General features: G+C 47.4%; 17 protein-coding genes. 11 read left to right on the top strand and 6 right to left on the bottom strand.

Annotated features, from left to right (window positions below; genetic code table 11):
- Positions 1 to 281 precede the first annotated feature (281 nt).
- On the top strand, positions 282 to 2,525 hold the full coding sequence (locus tag X474_RS10740; RefSeq protein WP_082464301.1) for a molybdopterin-containing oxidoreductase family protein: 2,244 nt from the start codon (positions 282 to 284) through the stop codon (positions 2,523 to 2,525).
- A 240-nt stretch (positions 2,526 to 2,765) separates the two neighbouring features.
- Positions 2,766 to 3,290 carry a 4Fe-4S dicluster domain-containing protein gene (locus X474_RS10745; protein WP_044349084.1) on the top strand — a complete coding sequence of 175 codons (525 nt, stop codon included), beginning with the start codon at positions 2,766 to 2,768 and terminating at the stop codon, positions 3,288 to 3,290.
- 72 nt (positions 3,291 to 3,362) lie between these two features.
- Here X474_RS10745 and X474_RS10750 read toward each other — a convergent pair whose 3' ends face one another.
- Positions 3,363 to 3,860: a hypothetical protein gene (locus X474_RS10750; RefSeq protein WP_044348784.1), complete on the bottom strand. Its 498-nt coding sequence runs from the start codon at positions 3,858 to 3,860 to the stop codon at positions 3,363 to 3,365.
- Between the two features lie 1,105 nt (positions 3,861 to 4,965).
- Between X474_RS10750 and X474_RS10755 the strand changes: the two genes are divergently transcribed.
- From X474_RS10755 to X474_RS10775, 5 genes are all read left to right on the top strand, one after another.
- Complete coding sequence (locus tag X474_RS10755; RefSeq protein WP_044348785.1) at positions 4,966 to 7,584, top strand: SMEK domain-containing protein; 2,619 nt, start codon at positions 4,966 to 4,968, stop codon at positions 7,582 to 7,584.
- The gene (locus X474_RS10760) at positions 7,581 to 7,958 is read left to right on the top strand and encodes a hypothetical protein (RefSeq protein ID WP_044348786.1); all 378 of its coding nucleotides are present in this window, start codon (positions 7,581 to 7,583) and stop codon (positions 7,956 to 7,958) included. The genes X474_RS10755 and X474_RS10760 overlap by 4 nt, the downstream gene beginning before the upstream one ends.
- A complete protein-coding gene (locus X474_RS10765; RefSeq protein ID WP_044348787.1) occupies positions 7,942 to 8,343 on the top strand; it encodes a hypothetical protein in 402 nt (133 codons plus the stop codon). Before X474_RS10760 ends, X474_RS10765 begins: the two co-directional genes overlap by 17 nt.
- 4 nt (positions 8,344 to 8,347) lie before the next feature.
- Positions 8,348 to 9,382, top strand: a complete 1,035-nt coding sequence (locus tag X474_RS10770; protein WP_044348788.1) for a radical SAM/SPASM domain-containing protein — start codon at positions 8,348 to 8,350, stop codon at positions 9,380 to 9,382.
- Between the two features lie 774 nt (positions 9,383 to 10,156).
- Entirely contained in the window at positions 10,157 to 12,208 is a 2,052-nt protein-coding gene (locus tag X474_RS10775; protein WP_044348789.1) for a hypothetical protein, read from the top strand.
- Positions 12,209 to 12,419: 211 nt separating this feature from the next.
- Here X474_RS10775 and X474_RS10780 read toward each other — a convergent pair whose 3' ends face one another.
- Positions 12,420 to 13,475 (bottom strand): GAF domain-containing protein, encoded by a 1,056-nt coding sequence (locus tag X474_RS10780; protein ID WP_044348790.1) that lies wholly within the window; start codon positions 13,473 to 13,475, stop codon positions 12,420 to 12,422.
- A 350-nt stretch (positions 13,476 to 13,825) separates the two neighbouring features.
- On the opposite strand from X474_RS10780, the gene X474_RS10785 reads away from it, so the two are divergent.
- The 3 genes from X474_RS10785 to X474_RS10795 all read left to right on the top strand — a co-directional run bounded on the left by X474_RS10785 (position 13,826) and on the right by X474_RS10795 (position 16,151).
- Positions 13,826 to 14,257, top strand: coding sequence for a hypothetical protein (locus X474_RS10785; RefSeq protein ID WP_044348791.1), 432 nt, complete (start codon positions 13,826 to 13,828; stop codon positions 14,255 to 14,257).
- 186 nt (positions 14,258 to 14,443) lie between these two features.
- Positions 14,444 to 15,145, top strand: coding sequence for a CBS and ACT domain-containing protein (locus X474_RS10790; protein ID WP_044348792.1), 702 nt, complete (start codon positions 14,444 to 14,446; stop codon positions 15,143 to 15,145).
- 58 nt (positions 15,146 to 15,203) lie between these two features.
- Positions 15,204 to 16,151, top strand: a complete 948-nt coding sequence (locus X474_RS10795) for a universal stress protein (RefSeq protein WP_044348793.1) — start codon at positions 15,204 to 15,206, stop codon at positions 16,149 to 16,151.
- A gap of 93 nt (positions 16,152 to 16,244) precedes the next feature.
- Here X474_RS10795 and X474_RS10800 read toward each other — a convergent pair whose 3' ends face one another.
- On the bottom strand, positions 16,245 to 18,176 hold the full coding sequence (locus X474_RS10800; protein WP_044348795.1) for an oxidoreductase: 1,932 nt from the start codon (positions 18,174 to 18,176) through the stop codon (positions 16,245 to 16,247).
- 289 nt (positions 18,177 to 18,465) lie between these two features.
- Here X474_RS10800 and X474_RS10810 point away from each other — a divergent pair, with 289 nt between their 5' ends.
- Positions 18,466 to 19,224: a gamma-glutamyl-gamma-aminobutyrate hydrolase family protein gene (locus X474_RS10810; protein ID WP_044348797.1), complete on the top strand. Its 759-nt coding sequence runs from the start codon at positions 18,466 to 18,468 to the stop codon at positions 19,222 to 19,224.
- A gap of 207 nt (positions 19,225 to 19,431) precedes the next feature.
- On the opposite strand, the gene X474_RS10815 is transcribed toward X474_RS10810, so the two are convergent.
- The 3 genes from X474_RS10815 to X474_RS10825 all read right to left on the bottom strand — a co-directional run bounded on the left by X474_RS10815 (position 19,432) and on the right by X474_RS10825 (position 21,006).
- Positions 19,432 to 19,830 carry a bacteriohemerythrin gene (locus X474_RS10815; RefSeq protein WP_044348798.1) on the bottom strand — a complete coding sequence of 133 codons (399 nt, stop codon included), beginning with the start codon at positions 19,828 to 19,830 and terminating at the stop codon, positions 19,432 to 19,434.
- A gap of 179 nt (positions 19,831 to 20,009) precedes the next feature.
- A complete protein-coding gene (locus X474_RS10820; RefSeq protein WP_044348799.1) occupies positions 20,010 to 20,318 on the bottom strand; it encodes an AzlD family protein in 309 nt (102 codons plus the stop codon).
- Positions 20,305 to 21,006 carry an AzlC family ABC transporter permease gene (locus X474_RS10825; protein ID WP_044348801.1) on the bottom strand — a complete coding sequence of 234 codons (702 nt, stop codon included), beginning with the start codon at positions 21,004 to 21,006 and terminating at the stop codon, positions 20,305 to 20,307. The genes X474_RS10820 and X474_RS10825 overlap by 14 nt, the downstream gene beginning before the upstream one ends.
- Positions 21,007 to 21,040 lie beyond the last annotated feature (34 nt).

Raw genomic sequence — 21,040 nt, forward strand, 5'->3', positions numbered from 1 at the left:
CGGTTGCCTTTGAAACTCTTGAAAATTTCGAAAATTATTTGATAAATCAATAGGTTTTATCTGAAATATTTTTTCAGTGAATTGCCTGTGTTTTTAACCTGACAATATTACTTTAAATTTGCTTGATTGGTTTGATGTTCGGACCACAAACCCGCTTGACCATAATCGGCTGATCCAGGCACTATTATAGATAGTACTTTTGTATACGGCATACAGATAATAGGAATTTTTTCAGTTCATCAGCGGCTTATTGAAGTTCCAGCGGGGGGCGTTTTTTAAAAATGCGACCATCAGAAGATGGTGTGCCTATGAAAGGCATGCCAAATGATAAACAGCCAACCATGGTCAAACCGACCATCTGCTCCATATGCAGCCCGGTCACCCATTGCGGCATAGACGCTCATGTTAGGGACAACCGGGTAGTTAAGATTGAAGGCAGCAAGGAAAATCCGCACAGCAAAGGAGCCCTTTGCTCAAAGGGTGCTGCCAGCAGGCAATACATTCATCATCCGGACCGGCTTAAAACCCCTCTTTTACGTAAGGGCCCCAGGGGTGAAGGAGATTTTGAGCCGATTTCCTGGTCTGAGGCTCTGGATTTAATGGCTGAGAGGCTTCTGCAATATAAAAAGGAATCAGGCCCTGAGTCTGTGGCCTTTTTCGCCGGCTACCCCAAATGGCTGCGGCCCTTTTTGCGCAGGCTGTGCCTGGGGTTCGGTTCGCCCAACTACATGACCGAATCCTCCACCTGCTCCGCGGCCGCCTCCTTGGCCTTTAACCTTAATTACGGGGCTGCGCCGGGTCCCGACCTCTCCAAAACTAAATGCCTGCTGGTCTGGTCGCGCAATCCCGCCTTTTCCAATAACCCCATGGCCAGGTCTTTGGACAAGCTTATAAAAAGGGGAGTTCCCATTATCGATGTGGGGCCCATCTTCACCCCTTTGTCTGCCAAGGCCGCGGTTCATCTGCGCAACAGGCCCGGCACCTCCGGCGCTTTGGCCCTGGGCATGGCCAGGGTGATTGTAAACAATGATTTGTTTGATCGTGAATTTATTCGGCAATGGAGCCATGGATTCAGCGAGTTTCGGGCATATATCCAGGAGTTCACCCCGGAAAAGACAGAAGAGATAACCGGGGTGCCCAAGGAGCTGATGGAAAAAGCGGCCCGCATGTATGCCGCTACAAAGCCCGCGGCCATGCTCACCAGCCCCAATGCGACGGTGCATCACACCAACGGAGTGCAAAACCACCGCGCCCTGACGGCCCTGATCGGACTTACCGGCAATTATGACGCTCCGGGCGGCAACAAGGTCATGCCCGGGTGCTATCTGTATGTGAAAAACGGGCACACCACCAGGCAAAAAAAGTTTGAAAGCCCTTGCTCCATAGAAGACCTGGCCCCAAGGGTGGGGCAGGCCGAACACCCCCTTTGGTGCAGGTTCACAGGCCAGGCCCAGGCCATGCATTTGCCCGGCTGGTTGAAAAGGCAAAAGCCTTATCCCATCCGCTCCCTGGTGGCCTTTGGCCTGAACCACCGCATGTGGCCTGCTCCGGACCTGCTGCGAGAGAGTTTGGCTGAGCTGGATTTCCTGGTGGATGTGGATCTGTTTTTTACTGACAGCGCCAGGATGGCGGATCTGGTTTTACCTGCCTGTTCTTCTTTCGAACGAAGCGAGTTCAAGGCATATCCTGAGAATTACGCCATATTCACCACACCCGCCCTGGAACCCCTGGGAGAATCCAGGCCGGATGTGGATATAATCTGCGATCTTGCCCAAAGGCTGACTCCGCAAGACGAGCTGTTGACCAAAGGGCATGAGGCCTGTCTGGACTGGATGCTCAAGCCCATGGGCCTGACTGTTAATGATTTCAAGGGACATGTACGGGGAAGAAAGCTTCCCCCACCCAAGCCGGTGGCCTATTACAAATACAGGGAAAAGGGTTTTGACACCCCCAGCGGCAAAATGGAGTTTTATTCCGAAAAAATGGCCCGATCCGGGCTGGACCCCTTGCCAAAATATCAGGAGCCGCGCTTAAGCCCCCTTGATTCGCCTGAAAAAGAGTCTTTCCCCCTGATTCTGACTACTGGTTTTCGGCTGCCCATGTTCATCCACAGCCGCACCTTCAGAGTGCCCTGGCTAAGGGCCCTTTATCCGGACCCTTGCGTGGATATAAACCCTGAAGACGCCCGGGCAAGGGGGCTTGGCCAGGGGGATTGGGTGAAGCTCGCCACCAAAAGAGGGGCCATAAAGGTGCGGGCCAATCTTACTGAAATGCTGCCGCCCAAGGTGGTGAGCATGTATCACGCCTGGCCCGAAGCAGATGTGAACCTATTAATTGAGCCCGATTATCAGGACCCTGTCTCGGGTTATCCCGGATTTAAGTCCCTTTTGTGTGAGGTCTCCCTCTTTGAAGAAAAGAATTCTTCTTTACAGGTGGGAGAACGGCATTTTGATTTGTCTGAAACGACGAATCAGAACCTTGGCCCGGAATGCGACGGAAATAATAGATTGGTTTTTTATCAGTGATTCATCGCAGGTAACCGGTTTTTTGAAAAACAGGTTTTGTTTATCACTGGTTTTATAAGATTGGGCTTGCCTTAGTATCTAAAATTTGGCAATTTGTCCCAATCATTGCAAAATTTGATCACTTCCCTTTATGGCGGCCGGTTTTGGATTCTTTTCACCGGCTTTGGGTCGAGCTTTTTCGCCCGGCTGTTTGGGGAAGGGGCTGTCCGGCTAACCGGACGGTTGGAGGGGTGGTTTGATATGCAGTGGGTATTCACCTTTGACACCTATCTGTGCTCCGGTTGTATGGCTTGTGTAATCGCCTGTCAGGATCAGAATGATCTTTCACCGCAAATGGGCAGTTTCAGGATTGTGACCAAACAGGAAGAGGGCTCACACCCCAAGGTGTCTCTTTCTTTTGTATCCGTGGCCTGCCAGCACTGTGTTGAGGCCCCTTGCGTATTGGCCTGCCCCGTAGACGCTCTGTATAAAAGGAGTGAGGACGGCCTGGTGCTGGTAAACAAAGATGTCTGTATCGGCTGCCGCACCTGTGAAGATGTCTGCCCTTATGGGGCGGCCCATTTTGATTATCAGGGCAGAATGGCCAAATGCCATTTCTGCGTGGACCGCCTGGCTCAAGGCCAGGAACCCGCCTGTGTGCGGGTCTGCCATACCGGGGCCTTGGGATTTGGCCCCAAAGAAGAGATGATAGACGTGGGGCTTGAGGAAACAACAGGCCTTTTGAGCCAGGCCTTGGGCTCCCAGAACCGCCTGGACCCGGCTTGAAGAACCGCTCTGCTTAACTTGTTGAAACTGACCACCGTTTAAGCCTGTGCCCGGTGGTGGCTTACTCGCAGGTTAAACCCTGACCATGAATGCAATCCGAAAGCTTTCCTCGTTTTTTCGTTCCCAGGCTGGAGCCTGGGAACGCACTGACCTGCGGCTCCGCCGCCTTTTTATCCATGGCGCAATCCCGGCCTTTAATTTTGATAAAAGAAACACCTTGTTTCCTGGCCGGAACAGTGCCCGCTTTTCTTCCAGTATTTGTCGAATCGCAGGAATTTCCTCGTTCCCAGGCTCCAGCCTGGGAACGCACTGAACCAGCGGCTCCGCCGCTTTCTTATCCATGGCGCGATCCAGGCATTCAATTTTGATAAACGAAACGCCTTGTTTCCTGGCCGAAACAGTGCCCGCTTGTCTCCCAGTATTTGTCGAATTGCAGGAATTTCTCGTTCCCAGGCTCCAGCCTGGGAACGCACTGACCTGCGGCTCCGCCGCTTTCTTATCCATGGCGCGATCAAGGCTTTTAGTTTGGATAAAAGAAACGCCTTGTTTCCTGACCGGGACAGCGGCCACTTATCTCCCAGTATTTGTCAAATTGCAGGAATTGATTCCTTCTTAACCACGACAATAAAATCCGAAATTCCGATCCAGGCAAGAGGGAACTTATCCACATGAAATCTTAGATAAAAATACGATACGCCAGGAATTGGATTATATTTCTCAAAATCCAGTCCGCCGAGGCTGTGCAGATAGAGCGGAGGATTGGAGATATTAAAGCGTCTGGATTTATATTAATAGCGCTGGTTTAATTTGCGGTGTGACGCAATGCTAGGAATGAAGATGAGGCAGAGCCTCAAATTCATTACATTCCCAGGCTGGAGCCTAGGAACGAGAAAACGCTATAACTCCAAGTGTTAGGTTTTAAAAACCATGATCAGTGTCAGTTGCCATGCGGAGTTTTTAGCCGTATTAGGGCTTTCTGACCTTGCTATTCTATTTGGCGTTAATACCGTCTGCTCAGTTGCTGGTCAACTCATAGCTTCCACGGTTCTTTTCATATTTAACCTTCCCGACGATTTGGCCCTTCCTGGGGCGGCGGCTGGATTCTACAACCTCGTACTTATTTATTTTTCCTTTGGCAGGCCTCAAGCGTACTATTGGATTTTGAAACCTTCATGGTATGGGGGGAGTAATTATTTTGACTCTGCCAGGGTGCTTATAATAAGATAAACACACTTAAAATGTAGGCCATTCGAGATTTGGGGGGCACGGAAATTGCGGTTTTTTGAGATGTAGTGGCGTGGTGTTGCCCAGTGCCAGTAATTAAATCGAAAAGGCTGAGTATTACCTCAGATTTCCAATCTGTTTTATTGGGAAGATAAAAATTGTGTGAGTCCTTTTTTAGTGCTGAATCTATGATTTTTATGATCAGGTAATTCTTAAAAAATGGATTATTATTCTAAAACTTTTTTGAGCCCATGATGATGTGATTATGCTTTAATATTGAGCCTTGGGAATTGTTTTATGTTTAAAGTTATGGTAGGAGGACTATGACCTGATACATAAAGTGATGAATTGTAATAAAGTGCTAATAGATGCTACGAATGAAAATTGAAAACTTTAATAAATTAATTAAAATATGACACGTCAAAAACTTCTACACAGATCAAGTACTCTTTTGGGACGTTTTGCACACGAGGTAAAAGTCGCGAATGCCATGGGGCTATTCGATATAAACACCGTCGCGGAAGACTTCCTCATCCCCATTTTCACGATTGCTTTCAATTGTCCTGATCTGTGCAACCAAAACCGCATCAAAATGAATTTCCCAGCCATCGATCTTGGATGCGAAACTAGCAGAACTTCAATCCAAATCACTTCTGACTCCTCTAGCAACAAAGTGCGGGAAACGTTAGAGAAATTTGATACTTACGATCTTGGTAAGGATTTTGACCGCCTCTATGTGTATGTAATAACGGAAAGACAGAGAACGTATACTTCACAAAAATTGACAGAAGTGGTTAACCGTTTGTCAATTGCCTTTGATCCCACGAAAAACATTCTCGATTTTCGAGACTTGGTGAAAAGGTTTTTTGAGCTCACTAACGAACAATTGCAAAGTATCAATAGACATCTCGAAGTGGAGTTCGCAAAAACAGACGCAAATCTTCAATTTCGTGACAATTTGGACGCTTTCCTAGAAGTTAGTCGACAAAAGATAGAGGACGAGAAGCGAACAAAGAAATATATTCCGTCGGTCTTTGTGGAGACCTCGGAAACGAAAGAGGAGATGAGGTATTTTGCAAATCCCTTGTTTTTCTATAGAAAGATCGATGACGATCTCAGGCGAATTGACTTAGATTATTTCAATGAGCTTCTTGGCATGGCCAAACTCAAACCTGTTGCAGGCAATTTACGCGAAATCACCACTCTGGAGGTTCCAAATAACCTGTTTGAACTTAGGGCACGTTTTGTTCAACAAAACACTGCGCTTGAAACCATCCAGAAGGATGTTTCTCTGTTTTCTCGGCATGGCGATCATGCTGAGCAGTTTGAACCTGACGACGACTTGAAGGGCTACTGGATGGTGTTTCGACATAGTATCGAGTCAAGCGGAAGCGGAGTGTTCAGGTCGCTTGAAAACCTCTCCAAGAAAATTGGAATTGCCCAAGCAAAGATTTTTTTAGTTACGGGCATGGCCGGGCAAGGAAAAACAAACTTTGTCTGCGATTTGATCGAAAATCAATTCAAGGCATTTGAGATTCCAACAATCTTTATCCCTGCACGTTTATTGAACGATTATCCAGGTCCCGATCGAATATTTTCGTATGTCAGAAATAATCGGTTTGCTCCCAATACGCCAACCATTAACGATCTTTTTAAATTGCTAGACAAAGTTGCCAATGAGTGCAAAAAACCGTTTGTAATAGTCATCGACGGAATAAACGAAGTTAACAATCTTGATGGGTTTGTTGCTGAACTCCGAGTCTTCTTTACAGCCTTGTGTCAGTATGACTTCGTAAAGATCATCTTAACCTGTCGGAGCGAATTTTTTGAGCATAAATTCGCAGGGGTATTTGGATCTCAATTCTACGATTATTTGTATCATGTGCAAGACCTACGCAGGGAGATGTCAGAAAGTAATAAATCTCGACTACTAGAAGCTTACCTGCACCACTTTAAGATAAAAGCACAACTTTCAGAAGTTGCGGACGAATTCCTCAAAAACGATCTTATTCTACTGCGGATTTTTTCCGAAATTTATCAAGGTAAGAATATTGGATATGTGTCAGATATTTATAAGGGGGATATATTCGAGAAATATTTGGAAATGAAGATTGAAGAGTTTCCGACTCCTTCGAGACAGAAGGTCTTACACTCCCTATACAAAATTTGCTCTAAAATGCTGGAAGAAGAAAATTTCTTGCAGATATCCGTTGAGGATTTTGATGGTTCCGAACGACAAATTATTGAACGACTGATAAGAGAGGATATCATTCTTCGAAGGGAAGTGCCATCTTTAGGGCTTGCGTCGATTGGCGTTGAAAATGTCTCATTTACGTATGATGAACTGCGTGATTTCTTGCTTGCTTATTATACAGTTATGGAGCTATCAGGATCACATATTGCACAGGTGAATGACATTTTCGCGAAAATCCCAAAATGGCCTATTTATGAAGGTTTTTTCCGGTACGCCTATATTTTGGCACGCAAGAGAAACAGCGAACCAGTCTTAGCCGCTTGCGAGGCTTCAGATGACTTCCGAAACCATTATCTTAACAACCTACCGTTCCTATCAGCAGACATTCAAACGTCCGAAGATGTGGCACGGGTTGAGAATATTTTGAAGGACTGGACAACTGAGTATGAACTCGGACAGGTTTCTTGGTTCCTATTCGATAAAAGAGATGAGTCGGAACCTTTAAATGTTAAAATTTTATTCGACCATATTAGCACCCTAGATGATAAAGAATCTGAGCGGTTTGTCAGATCAATGTTTTTCACTTCAGGCGATTTTAGAGATAAAAATTGGCGTGTTAGTGTTAATCAACTGCTCCATAGGTTTAATGAATTAAGCAACAATAAAAAAATTGGATTGGGAGTTCCGACGTTAGCACTTGTACTGCATTTTGCACCATATGCTTTTTGGGATGAAAAAGAGGCCGCGCTAGATTTCTTTGAAAGGCATCAGCTCACGCCAGAAGTTGGCGACGTTATTAGAGCCTGCGCAAATGCGGCATCTGTGAAGGTACAGAGCTGCTTGAAAGAAATCGCAAAAGAACGGGAGGAACCATGAGAAATGAAATCCAATTGGTTCTCCCAATTTCATGGGAACCTGATCGAAATGAGTTTCTCACAGCATTAGGGGTATTTCGTGGAGGTCTTGGCGAGTATTTTTTTGGAGCCGTCTACGACGCACTCTTTGTCGCATCCATTGAAGCCAAGAGTGAGTTTAAAAAATACTATTCCGTAGAGTATACTAACTTGTCTGAGTACTTGGAAATTCGCTACGGTATTACCTTAAGCGAAGAAAAACTTGAAGCAGAACGGGTGTTCTTGGTGACTTGGCTGCCACATGTCATCCACGGCATATACGAGGATAACAAGAAAGACATCGTACTGGAATGCATTAATAAGCTAGACGAGGCGCATAATGAAGATCAAATTTGACTTCGTTTCTAATAGCTCATCGACCTCGTTTGTGTACATCTCAGACGAAGAGCTGAGCGAAGAGGTTTTTCTCAAAGCTGCCGGTGTGGATGGTGATGGTCTTGTTGGGGATTTGTTTCGTCAGATGCATTCAGAGATATGCACTGCAATTCGTCACTACGGAAAACAAGTCACGACAAAGGATGACGCCGACAGCTTTGCTGGAAGACATGAGTTCACGCCGGAGGTTATCGAGAAGATGAAGGCTGCGATTAAACAGGGGAAAAACGTCGTTACAGCAACGCTAGACAGCGATGGCCCTCTTGCTGAGTCGCTTCTGTGTATGGCCATGTTTGAAATCGATTCAGAACGCTTCTACATCAACGCCTACAATAATTATTGGTAATTTCATGCTAAAAGCCATCCGCTACAAAAGCTTGGGGTATACGTCGTTTTTTAATCCAAATACTGGCTTCTTCGCCCGAGTCCCTGATAAGGGGGAAAAAGAACCTTTCTGGTCACCACACGGGCCGGAGCTGATGGATATTTCAATAACGAATTGGTGCGATAAAGGTTGCTCATTTTGCTACAAGTACTCGACTAAATATGGTGAACACATGGCGCTGGATGACTACAAGGATGTGATTGATCAGGCAGCAGATATGGGGACATTTCAAGTAGCTTTAGGGGGAGGCAACCCTAACCAACATCCAGATTTTGTTGAAATCCTTAAGTACACAGCTTCCAAAGGAGTAGTTCCGAACTACACTACGAACGGTCGTGGCCTAAGTGATGAAATCCTCGATACCACGCGAAAGCATTGTGGTGCTGTTGCTATTTCTGCATACCCACCGTACGATGAAACTTCTGATACAATCAAGAAACTTATCCACAACGGCATCAAGACAAACGTTCATTTCATATTGGACGCCATCAGCGTCGACACTGCAATAGACTGGCTAAATGAGCCTCCCGATTTCTTGAGGGGCATCAACGCCATTGTCTTTCTAAACTACAAACCATCTGGGCGAAAAGTTTTTGAGAATAAGCTCTTGCGACATACTACAAGGCTGAAAGAGTTTTTTAGATTGGCCACCTCACCTCAGAGAAAATTAAAGGTTGGTTTTGACGCATGTTGTGTAAGCGGAGTGCTTGCATACACGGATACCAATACCTCAATGGTTGACGCTTGTGACGCGGGCAGATTCTCTATGTACGTCTCTGAAGATTTGAAGGTATATCCCTGCTCCTTCCAGAGTGCTTTGTCGGAAGGAGATCAGCTTGACAGCGAGACAACACTTCTGGACATTTGGACAAAGTCTCGAAATATGGGATCGTTTCGAAGTTACTTCAGTTCAGATCGCTGTGGGGCGTGCAGACACCGTTCGTCTTGTATGAATGGTTGTCCGTTATTTGATGAGCTTGTAGTTTGCGGAAACCGGTGAAATCTTTTTCGCCTGGCTACCGGTATTTGCCTATCCACAATTTGCTGAGGTTATATTTTAATCATGCTAGTTTCTATAAATGTAACGTGGAGCCAAAATTTAGTCTTGCCAGGAAAGAAATCATCCACAGGAAATTTGAAATAAAATATGCTGTACCCGTGGATTATATTCATTAAAATTCAGTTTGCCTAGGCTATGTGGATAGACCTGAGGATTGGAGATATTCAAGCGCTAGAATTATATCAATGGCATCGAGTTAATTTGCGTCAAGACGCAGTGGTTGGAACGAAGATGAGGCAGAACCTCAAATTCATTGCGTTCCCAGGCTGGAGCCTGGGAACGAGATAAAATTGATTTTTTTTAAATCACGACACAAATAATATCCAAAATTCCGATTCAGGCAGGGGAAAATCATCAACATGAAATCTTGGATAAAAATACGATACGCCAAAAATTGAATTATATTTATCTAAATTCAGCCCATCGAGCCTATACAGATAAACCGGAGGATTGGAGATATTAAAGTGTCAGGAATTATATCAACGGAATTGATTTTGTTTGCGTTAAGACACAATGGTAAGAATGAAGATAAGGCAGAGACTCAAATCCATTACGTTCCCAGATTGGAGCCTGGGAGAGAGATAAAGCAATCAACGAAAGATCGCCTTAATATCATTCTCAAGCGTAAGAGTTAACGCTGTATTGACTGTTATGGATGTTATCAAATTAGTATATCCATGGGCTATAATAAAGCACCAAATGAGGTAGCATATAATGTCTAATGGTGGCGGAGCAGCAACAAATACTGGCATAGACTACCAGCAGAGGCTCGCAGCATATTTTTTGATCCAAATGTTGCTCGAAATGGACTCACTAATCGGTATTGGACTCGATGGAGTTCATTCGATTAATACGGTATCCTTTGAATCTTCTTCCTGTATCGATGATATAACTTTAACAACAGATATTGGCAATCTTTATTTCCAAGCAAAACGAAATATAAGTATATCTGGTAATGTCAATTCAGAATTTTATAAAACAACCAGCCAATTCGTAAACCAATTTCTGTCTGACCCAACTTCGAATGATAAATATATATTAGCAACATCGTCGACAGCCTCATCAAAAGTAAGGTATGATTTAAGGAAAATATTGGAAAGTGTGAGGTTGAATGATACAAATTTCAAAGAAAATCCTTTAAATAAGTCTGAAAAAGAGGTTTATGCCAAATTAAAGAATAATCTTTCAACTGCATATCAAAACTCAACGAATGAAGTCATTGCAGAAACTATTTTAGTTAGTCTCTTGAAGCGGATTTATGTTGTAATTGCTGATGTACAACAAGGGACGCCACTCGAAGGCGCAATCCTCACGGTTTTATCGGCCAGAAGTAAAGTAAAACCAGAACTTTTGTTTTCAATAACTATCTCACTAGCATTGTCACTTGCTTCTCAAAGACAATCGATTAACAAAAGGGGGATTGAGAGTAAACTTGCTAGATATCTTGATCCAATTAGTTTAGAAAATAAACTAACTGTTGAAAAAGATATGCTTAATGTAGAATTTGATGGAAGCAATATTCCAAGTGACCAAGATGTTCTCTTGGTTGATTCGATCTTGAATGAAGCAGACTATATGATTATTACTCTATTCAGATTTGATGATGCAGGAAACAAAAGAGCACAATTTTATGGTGACACCTGCAAAACCCCAAATGGAATTGAATGGAAAGTAATTCATAGAGCGGCGACATATGCTGGTATACACAGGTTTATAGAAGAAAAACCAGATTTATTTACTGACAAAAAAGTTGTGATTCTTGAGCCAGCTGCGGATACTGAACTCAGTAGCTCCTTTAGTTTGGCGTACCAGGAACTTTGCAAAAGTGTTTTGGAACGTAACACACAAATACTCCAGTGTCTTCACTGTGGAGACTTTATTTCAGAGAGCAGTTCACCTCTCATAGAAATTGACCAGACAGATGCTGATCATTCTCTTGGACTTGTTCATAAATCATGTTTGAAACCTATAGATCGTGTCATAGGTCTAATCAAATCTGATTTCTTTGAGGATCATAATTTTTTGAAGCATTTTGATTACAAATCTTGGATTGACTTGGCACCCAAAGGCCAAGCATTGTTTGCGTCGCTTCAAGGTAAAATAAAGCAAGTAATGTTTATGGCTTGGAATCCAGAAGGAGCAAGTGAGTTTAAGGGTAACCACTGTTTGAAGATAAACCTTAAAGACGGAAGTTCTAGATATGTCCATCATCGCGGTCAAATAGTTCGAAAAACAATGTCCTCAGCAAGTGATATGGCCAGTTTTTTTAATTCGCAGTTTGAGCAAGCAAGGTTAAATGGAGATCCTACCTGTTACTCATCTGCGAAAGAGGTCTTTGGCCCGTATTCAATTTGCATGCAAATGAAAGATGAAAGTGAAGAGTGTATTGAATGTATCAATGCCGAAGTAGTAAAATACACGCTAGCAATTGAAAATGCCTACAATCGTTTTTCAAATTATTACGCACCAGTAGTAGCTCTTTTTTCAAAGGAATCAGGACAGCCGGTAATTGTCAAAAATACATTGTTCATAATTGACAATCCTCTTAAACTAAAAGTTTTTTTAGACAACTGGTCAAAAGCGGGTATAGTTTTGCCTGAGTACAAAATTGAAATAATAAAGTCTGATGACGAATTCGATAAAATCCTATCAAAACTATTAAAAAGTGGTATTCAGGTTGTGGCAAACCCATTATTCGACATGAAGCAGAATCCGTTAAGTGGTATTGTATTCCGCCATATTGATGAACTTGAGACGATACATTAATAAAAAGGGAGAACTAACTAATTGTCCAGTTTGTACAGTATTGCTATTAACCTATCCCTCCCCTCAACCACCCAAACTCCAACAGCCCTTTACCCGCAGCTAAAAAAAGTTTGCGCCCAGGGCTCTTAAAAAAGAGCCGCTGGACGCACCCTCCCGTGTTCAAATTAATGCGCCCTTATAAAAAAGGGCAAAAGGCAGACCACCCGGTTGGTCAGTCTTTTAGAGCCAGGTCTGTGCGGTAATGCTTGGCGTGCATGTCTTCCAACAGATCCTGGTAATCGTCACTGTCTGCTTTTAGTTTGATCATAAGCTGGTTTTTGGTCAAGGCGCTGCCCACATGGGCGGCCATGGCACTCATCCAGGCATAGTCGCCTTCGTCCGGGATAAATTCAAAGAGATAATAAAAGCGCAAGGCCCCCACAACGGTGTCACCGGCAAAGACCGGCAGGCCGATTATCGATTCAATCTTTTCTTCCGCCGCCTGTTCGGGGTATTGCACCCTTTCATCATCCAATACGCAGGTCACGCAGACCGGGGCCTGGCTGCTCACCTCTCCCAGGCTTTTATCTTGGGATATGGATCCCTTGGAGATGTATTTCTCCGAAAGCCCCACACTTTTGATGAGGTCAAGGGCTTTTGTTTCCCGATTGACCAGCCACAGGGCGCAGCCTTTGGCATGGGCGCTTTGGGCCGCGGCCTTGAGCAGGCGTTCCATGGTCTTGTTAAAGGAATAGAGCGCGGGCATGCGGTGGATTTCCGTGGTTTCCTTAATTGATTCAAAATAAAAGTTTTTCCTAAGGGCCTGGCCCGCCTGGTTGGCAAAGGACTGCATGCCCTCCAGTTCCTCTCGGGAAAATTCCATGGGCTTGTCATAGTAGAGGCGCAGGGAACCGGCCATTATGCTGCCCAGAGAAAGCGGCAAACCCACAATGGAAAGAATGCCTTCCCTGGCCGCGGCCTGACGGTATTGCACCTTGGAGTCGGTGGCTACGTCTGTCACCACCACGGCAGACCCCAATATGGTTTCCTGCAGGCTTCGGTCAGGGCTTATGGGGCCTTTATCCAGATATTCACGGCTTAAGCCATAGGATTCACTGATCTTAAGGGAGCCGTCGGCCATATCAAAAAGCATGATGGCCGCGGCCTTGGCCTCAAACAGATCGCGCGCATTTTCAACAATGGTTTTTTGGGTTTTCTTCAGATCCAGAGAAGCGTGTACGGCTTCGCAGGATTTGAGAAGAGAGAGCCAAAACTGCTGTCCGGGCATTACCCAAATCTCCTCTATTGTCCGATAACCGCTTGCCTGGGCTGAGCGGAAAAAAACAAAGCCGGATTCCGGCTTCACGCGTGACCTCAGTATAGCATTGGCTGACCATGTAAAACTACTTAGGCGATAGAAAAACTAAAGAAATATTTTGCTATGCGTAAAATCGCCTTGTTTTTGCCACTTAAATGACACTGTTGCCTTGTCTTACCCAGGTTAAAATAGAACCAAAACAGCATGATGCGGCAAAGGCCTGGTTTTGGTTTTTTCTAAAAATTTTAAATAGTCCCTATTAAATAAAAAAATTTCGTTAATGATCAAGCTTAGATATCGGATTTGGATCAGGAGAAGAAATGTCTGACCACAAAAGCGGAACCAAAAACAGAGAGAAAAGGCTTTTAAGGGAGAAGCAGGACCGGACAGGTTGTGTTGTCGCGACCAAAACAAACGCCGTGCTTAGCCTTAAATGCCTGGGCGGCTTTGATGCGGAGATGATAATTGACAGCCTGCCCGAGCAGTTGGCCGGGATAAGGGGTCTAGACAGGTTTAACCTAAACATCGCCGGATGTTCGGACTTTAATAACCTTGCCCTCAGCGCTCTTTTGGTGGTTTTAAGGCAACATGCAAAAGGGCTGGAAATAGTAGAGATTAACGGGCTGGCCCCCTGGGCCGTGGCCAGGTTGGCCCGCACCCCCCGGCACAGGCTTCTGAGTTCAAATTGGCAGTTGTGCCTGGAAAACAAAAGCGCGGTTTTTTACCAGGAAACAAAAATGCAGGCCGCCTGATAAAGCCTTTTGATCTCCTCCCTTCCGCTAAGCACGTCTGCCTTGCCTTTGGCAAAAGCCGGGCGCATCTATCTGCATAATTGAAAAAAACGCGTTTATTGAGCTGTTGGCTTTCTATTGCCTTGCCCCAAAAGGTGGTGATGACCGATACTCATTATGAGGTTTCCTATTTGAAGGAGGTTTTGAATGCTGATCTGCAACTGGATGAGCACTCGACTCATCAGCGTAACTCCCGATGAAACAATGGCGGGCGCGGCAATGCTTTTAGAGGATCACCGTATAGGCCATCTGCCGGTTTTAGATGGAAATAAACTGGTGGGAATTGTCAGTGACCGCGACGTGAAAACAGCCAGTGCCTCACAAGCCAATTCCCTGAGCAAAGGCGAATTGGCTTATCTTTTGGATAAGATCAAGGTCAAGGAGATCATGACTCCGGACCCGGTGAGCGTGGGTATCTACGACACCGTGGAAGAGGCGTCTTTGATCATGCTGGAGAAAAGAATAAGCGCCTTGCCGGTTCTGGACCAGGAAGGCACACCCCTGGCCGTAATAACCAAATCCGACATTCTTCGCTCCCTGGTGAGCCTTTCCGGCGTGACCAGAGGCGGAATCCAATTCGCCATCGATCTTCCGGACGAATCGGGGAGCATTAAAAAGGCCGCTGATCTGATCAGAAAATACGGCGGCAGCCTGGTCAACATAATGACCTCATATGACCGGGTGCCCAAGGGGAGGCGCAGGGTTTACATCCGCATGAAAAATATCGACCGTTCCCGTCTGGTGGAGCTTAAAGACGAGCTTTCCGAGCTGGGGGTGTTGAATTATGTGCTGGACAGCCGTTTGGGTAAAAAAGAGCTGCTGGCCATGGGAGGCCTTGATCTGACCTGAACCAGGGGAAAAAATTGGCAAGAGCCATGATTTGATTGACCGGTAAAAGGAGCAGAAAATGAACGCTAATGCCCAAAATAAAATAATGGTGGCCATGGACCGTTCGGAAGAAGCTCAAAAAGCTGTTAAATATGTAGCTTCCATGGTTTCACCGGAAAATACCCAGGTGGTTCTGTTGCATGTGCTCAAGGCCAATCCCTGGCGGCTTTGGGGCCTTAAAAAAGACCCCGCCTTTGCCGAGGACGTGAAAAACGGCCTGGCCGATTGGGAAAAGCAAAAGAAAAAGGCGATGAATAACGCCATGGAACAGGCCCTGGCAAGCCTCACCAGTCAGGGGTTCAGCCCGGACAATGTCGAATTCATCACCCTGGAAGGCGGGGAAGGCGTGGCCAGGGATATCATCGAAGAGGCTAAAAACGGCTATGACGCGGTGGTGGTGGGGCGGACCGGCACCAGCCAGCTCAAGGACCTGGTCCTGGGCAGCACCTCCATGAAACTGGTCAATAAGCTGCACAAGATCCCGGTCTGGGTGGTCGGAGGCCAACCCAAGGGCAGCGATGTGCTGGTGGCCATGGACGATTCCGAAGGCTGCATGGATGGGGTGATTCGTTCGTCCGGGATCCTCGCCGGAACCAAGGGGCGCATCACCTTGTTTCACGCCCTGACCAACAAGGAAAGCTTCCACAAATACCTGGACGGCTATTTCCCGCCGGGTTTTGAGGAACAGTGGATCAAAAGCGCCACGAACGCCATGAATAAGGCCTTTGCCAAGGCCACGGATGAGCTTGTCTCAAGGGGAGTGGCCAAGGACAGGATAAACACCCATTTGATTCAAGATATTTATTCCGCATCGGGAACCATATACGAGCAGGCCAAAAAAGGCGGCTATGGAACAATTATCATTGGCCGGCGCGGGATCAGCGCGGTTGAGGAGTTTTTAATCGGAGGCGTGAGCAAAAAGGTGGTTCACCTGGCCAAGGAGCAGGCGGTCTGGGTGATGAGTTAAAAAATTCTTCAAAGCGGCATCTGCCAGGTCCGTAAGGGCTTGGGCAGCGGAAATAGTCATAAACCCCGCCCTTTTTGAGGGCGGGGTTGTTTTTTAAAGGGAACGCCCCAATTCATCAGCCTCGGTCTGGGAATCAAGCAGGGTGCGGGGGGATTTGGCATCGCCTATGGTAAAGACCTCGGCTCCGAGATTTTCCACCACCCGCGCTGCCTCCAACATGGGCTTCATGCCCTCTGCCAGGACCAGGTCGGTGAAATCCTCCAAAAGATGCCTTTGCCCTTGCGCCTCGAACATAAGCCCGTTATCAAAAAATTTCTTTATTACAACCCGCTTGTAAAGGCAGATTTCCGGGCGCTTAAGGTTTTCCCTGAGATAGGTGCGGTCATTGGCCGAGATTTCGGGGGCGTAATGGTCAAAGCGGTTTAACACCACCACCCTGCGGCCGTTTTGAGCCAGGTGATCAGCCAGGGTGAGGGCGGCCACGCCTCCACCCAGGATCAGGACATTGTTGCCCAAGGGAGCGCTGGGTTCAAAGGCATCCAGAACCGTGTGCATCTCCATTTCCGTGTCAAAGAGCCCCTGGATCTGGGGCATGGCGGGCAGGCTGCCTGTGGTGAGGACTATCTTGTCCGGGGCCAGCCCTTGAACCGTGGCCTGATCAACCCTTGCCCCCAGGCATAGATCCACGCCCAGCCTTTTGTTTTCGGCCAGGTAGTATTGAATCATGTCGTTTATCTCGCCCCGGCCCGGAGCCAGGGCAGCCACCCGGGCCAGGCCTCCGGCCTGGGCCTGTTCTTCCAGTATGGTGACATGGTGGCCGCGTAAGGCCGCCAGGCGGGCGCAGGCCAGACCGGCCGGACCCGCCCCTATGATCACGATTCTCCTGCTTTGGGAGGCGGGCTTAAGCTCGCCGAGCATGTACTCCCGGCTGACTTCCGGATTCATTACACAGGTGGATTCTTCCAGGGCAAGGGCCCGGTCTATGCACCCCTTGCAGCAACCTATGCAGGGCCTGATTCGGGAGAACTCCTGTTTCCTCGCCTTTTCGGTCAGGGCAGGGTCGGCGAGCTGGGCCCTTCCCATGGCCACCAGGTCTGCCTCGCCGTTGGCTATGATCGCATCCGCCTGGCGGGGGTCTTTTATGCGTCCCACACAGATCACAGGTATCTGAACGGTTTGTTTCACCGCCTTGGCCAGGTGGACAAAGCAGCCGTGCTTGGCATACATGGAAGGTATGGTGATGGGAAAGGAGCCGTATATACCGGCTGATATATGCAGCCAGTCAGCGCCCGCCTGTTCCAGGATGGGGGCCAGCATAAGGCATTGGTAAAGATCCCAGCCGTTTTCAATGTAGTCTTCGCCGTTGATCCTCACCCCCACCGGATACTCAGGCCCGGTTTCCTGTTTTATGGCCTCAAGGATCTCCAGGAGAAAGCGGGTTCGGCCCGTGAAATCCCCGCCATAGTCGTCATCCCTGAGATTGGAAAGAGGGGCCAGAAATTCGGAGATGAGGTAGCCGTGGGCTGCGTGTATCTCCACAAAATCAAACCCGGCCTGTTTACAGCGCCCGGCTGCCCGGGCATGGGCCAGGACCATGTCCTGGATTTCATTTCTCGTCAATTCCCGGGGGATTTCCCTTACCACGCCCAGGGAGGGCAGGGGGGAGGGGGCGACCTTTTCAGCCAGATAGGCCTGGCGGCCGCCGTGCAAAAGCTGCATGCCCAACCGGGATTCATAGGGGGCCAGCTCTTCCACCAGGCGGCTGAGCTTGCCGATGAACTTGTCGTGCCAGACCCTGGGCATGCGGGGCAGGTCCAGGCCGCTTTTATGCACAGCCCCTCCGCCCACCACAATCATTCCCGGCCCGTGCTTGGCTCTGGCCTTCAGGTATTCCCAATGCTGCTCAGTTACAAACCCTTCTTCATCCACCCCGAAGTTGATGCTCATGGGCGGCAGAACCAGTCGGTTATTTAGAGTCATTTCCCCCAGTTTTACTGGGCTGAACAGATGTTCCAAAGGGTGCATTGGTATTCTCCGGCCGGTTGGTTGTGAAAAAGGGAACTCACTATAGCATATATTATTCAATTTGGGACAAAAACCGCTGGATCTTGTCTTCTTTGAAAATCATGGTTTTAACGGTAAGTTTCAAGATGATTATTTGCTTGTTTTTAGATGTGGTTTTGGTGCAAAGTGAATTTTTATTTCGGCCTGGGGGGGCACTGGACCGGATGCGTTTTTTTTTACGGTCCCGGCAGTTTGACAGGATAATTTTTAATTTTAGCCTCTTAATAGAATAACAGGAAAATACTTGATCATGTCTTCCCGGAAAAAACCCCTGATAGGGGTTAGTTGTGCAACACGGATAGCCGATGGCTGGGGGACTTTTTCCTCCAGTGTGAGATTCGACGGCCTTAATTACGCCTATACCGAAAGCCTGGAAAAGGCGGGCGCATCGGTGATGATCATTCCCTGCCTCAAGGAAAAAGAGAGCCTGGGGCGGATACTGGACAGTGTTGACGGAGTGCTGTTTTCCGGAGGCGCGGATGTGGCCCCCCGCCATTATGGCGAGGAAATGCAATACGGGCTTTTGAATGTGGATCATCCCTTGGACGATATGCAGCTTGAGCTGGCCCGTCAGACCCTGGACCGCGGTTTGCCGGCTTTTGGCATCTGCCGGGGCATTCAGGTGATGGCCGTAGCCGCGGGCGGAACCCTTTATCAGGATATCAAGACCCAGGTGCCGGGCTCTACCCTGCATCGTTCCGCTGGTGACATAAGCACCCTGGTTCATGAAATAGAACTGTCCGAGGGATCTTTGCTTAAAGGCATAATAGGCGAAAAGCGCATCTGGATCAATTCCGGTCATCATCAGGCGGTAAAGGATGTCCCCCAGGGCTTTGCAGTCAGCGCCAGGGCTTCGGACCAGGTGGTGGAAGCCATGGAAAGAAAAGGACCCGGCTTTTGTCTGGGGGTGCAGTGGCACCCCGAAGGGCTCTACAAAGAGAATCAATACGCCAGGAGGTTGTTTAAGGCCTTTGTTGACGCCTGTGGAGATCAGGCGCGGGCGGATTGATCTGAAACCGGCTTGAGCGAACGAATTCCGAACCTGGGGATGCCAGGCCATGGCCGGGAAGAGCTTTTCAAACTTAATTTAAGGCCGGTTTGCGAGAAAAACGGCATCTGCCAAAGTCCGAGAGGGCTTTGGCAGCAGGTTGAAACGCTGATTTTAGAAATATACGGTTGGCTTTCGTGCCGGAAACGGCGAAGGGAAATGTTTTTGCTAACCGTTGCTGACTTTCTTGACAGCCTTCAAATCAGATCCCAGGATATGATCCAATATCCAATCGGCTATCAAAGCCACAATTTCTTTGTTAATGGTTTTGTCCGCGGTTTTCAGTTCTTCCTTAAGGCCCAGCACCTTGTCGGCCAGTTCGCGGTGTTCCTCAATATGCCTGCGCATATCGGTGTACCCGTTTTGGCGCATCCACCTTTCCTCGGCCGCAAAGTGCTCTATGGTGTAGTTGAGCAATTTATCCAGCGTCTGTTCCGCTGTTTGGGTGTTGAGACTCTGGCAGGTGGCTTCTTCCAGGCTATTTAAAAGATTCACCAGCTCCTGGTGCTGTTTGTCTATGGTTTCATCGCCGATACTTAAGTTCTCGTTCCATTTGATAATGGCCACGGTATTTCAACTCTTTCTATCAGATCAGGAAGCAACAGAAAAAAATTAGATCATAGTGTAACAGTTGGTTTTGTTTTGTCCGCTTTTTAGTAATTACGATAAGTTGATAGATATTTACTTGCTTATTTTGTTTGGGTTGGTTTATTATAACTAAAATTTTGTAAAATGTTTATTGTTAATTAGAAAGCCAGATTTCTTTGCAGGGCCACAATGGCGACTCCAACCACCATGCCTGCGAAAACATTGTTCATTTTATATGTGACCAAGGCAGTGGAACAGGCTGCGGCTATTCCCCAGGGGCCTTCGGCAAATATGGATGGGGTGACCAAAGAGATCAGTATGGTTCCGGGCAGAGCCTCCAATGCCTTGCTGACCCGTCCTTTTTGGGGCAGCTTGCCGCCCAAAAGCAGGCCTCCGGCCCTTAGCGAGTAAGTAGCCAGGGCAGCCATGAAAATGGCCAGCCAAGTTTGAGGCTCAGCTGAGTACATTTTGTTTTTCTTCCTTTTGTTCTAAGGGAATAAAGATTTTGGTCAAGGCTCCGCCAAGACCCCCGACCAGGATGTACCATTTTCCGGGAAGCAGCTTTTCCGCAACCAGGGCCAGCACCATGGCCGTGATCCAGGGCAAAATGTCGGATTTGCCTTGCCACAGGCTTACCGCCAGGGCGGTGAATACAGCGGTGAAGGCGAAATCCAGGGCATAGGTATCCGGATTCTGCACCGCAGCGCCGAAGAAAAGCCCGGAAAGGGTGCCCAGGCACCAGGCAGTCATCACACAGACCCCGCCGCCTAAAAGAAAGTTTAGGTCCGCCTTGCCTTCGCGCTGATAGGCCATGGTGAGGGCCCAGTTTTCATCCGTGACCATATGCATGTAGGAGAGCTTCACCATTAAGGGCTTGCCCCTGAACATGTCTCTTAAGGATGCGCCGATCAAAAGATAGCGCAGGTTGATAACCGCCACGGCAAGCGTCATCTCAAAAAGCGGCAAGGGCGGGTTCCACATATCCACCATTACAAATTGGGAAGACCCGGCGAATATGGCCAGGTTCATTATGAGGATTTCCAGCCAGCTAAGGCCTTTTTGAACGGACAAGACACCCAGGACACTGCCGTAGGCCGCCACACTGGCCGCCAGCGGCAGGGTGGCTTTGAAACCTGTTATGCTGCTTTTGGTCATCTAACCCTCCCTCTTTGTCATGCTTACAGAATTG

Origin of the sequence: Dethiosulfatarculus sandiegensis, assembly GCF_000931935.2 — a bacterium.
GTDB lineage: Bacteria > Desulfobacterota > Desulfarculia > Desulfarculales > Desulfarculaceae > Dethiosulfatarculus > Dethiosulfatarculus sandiegensis.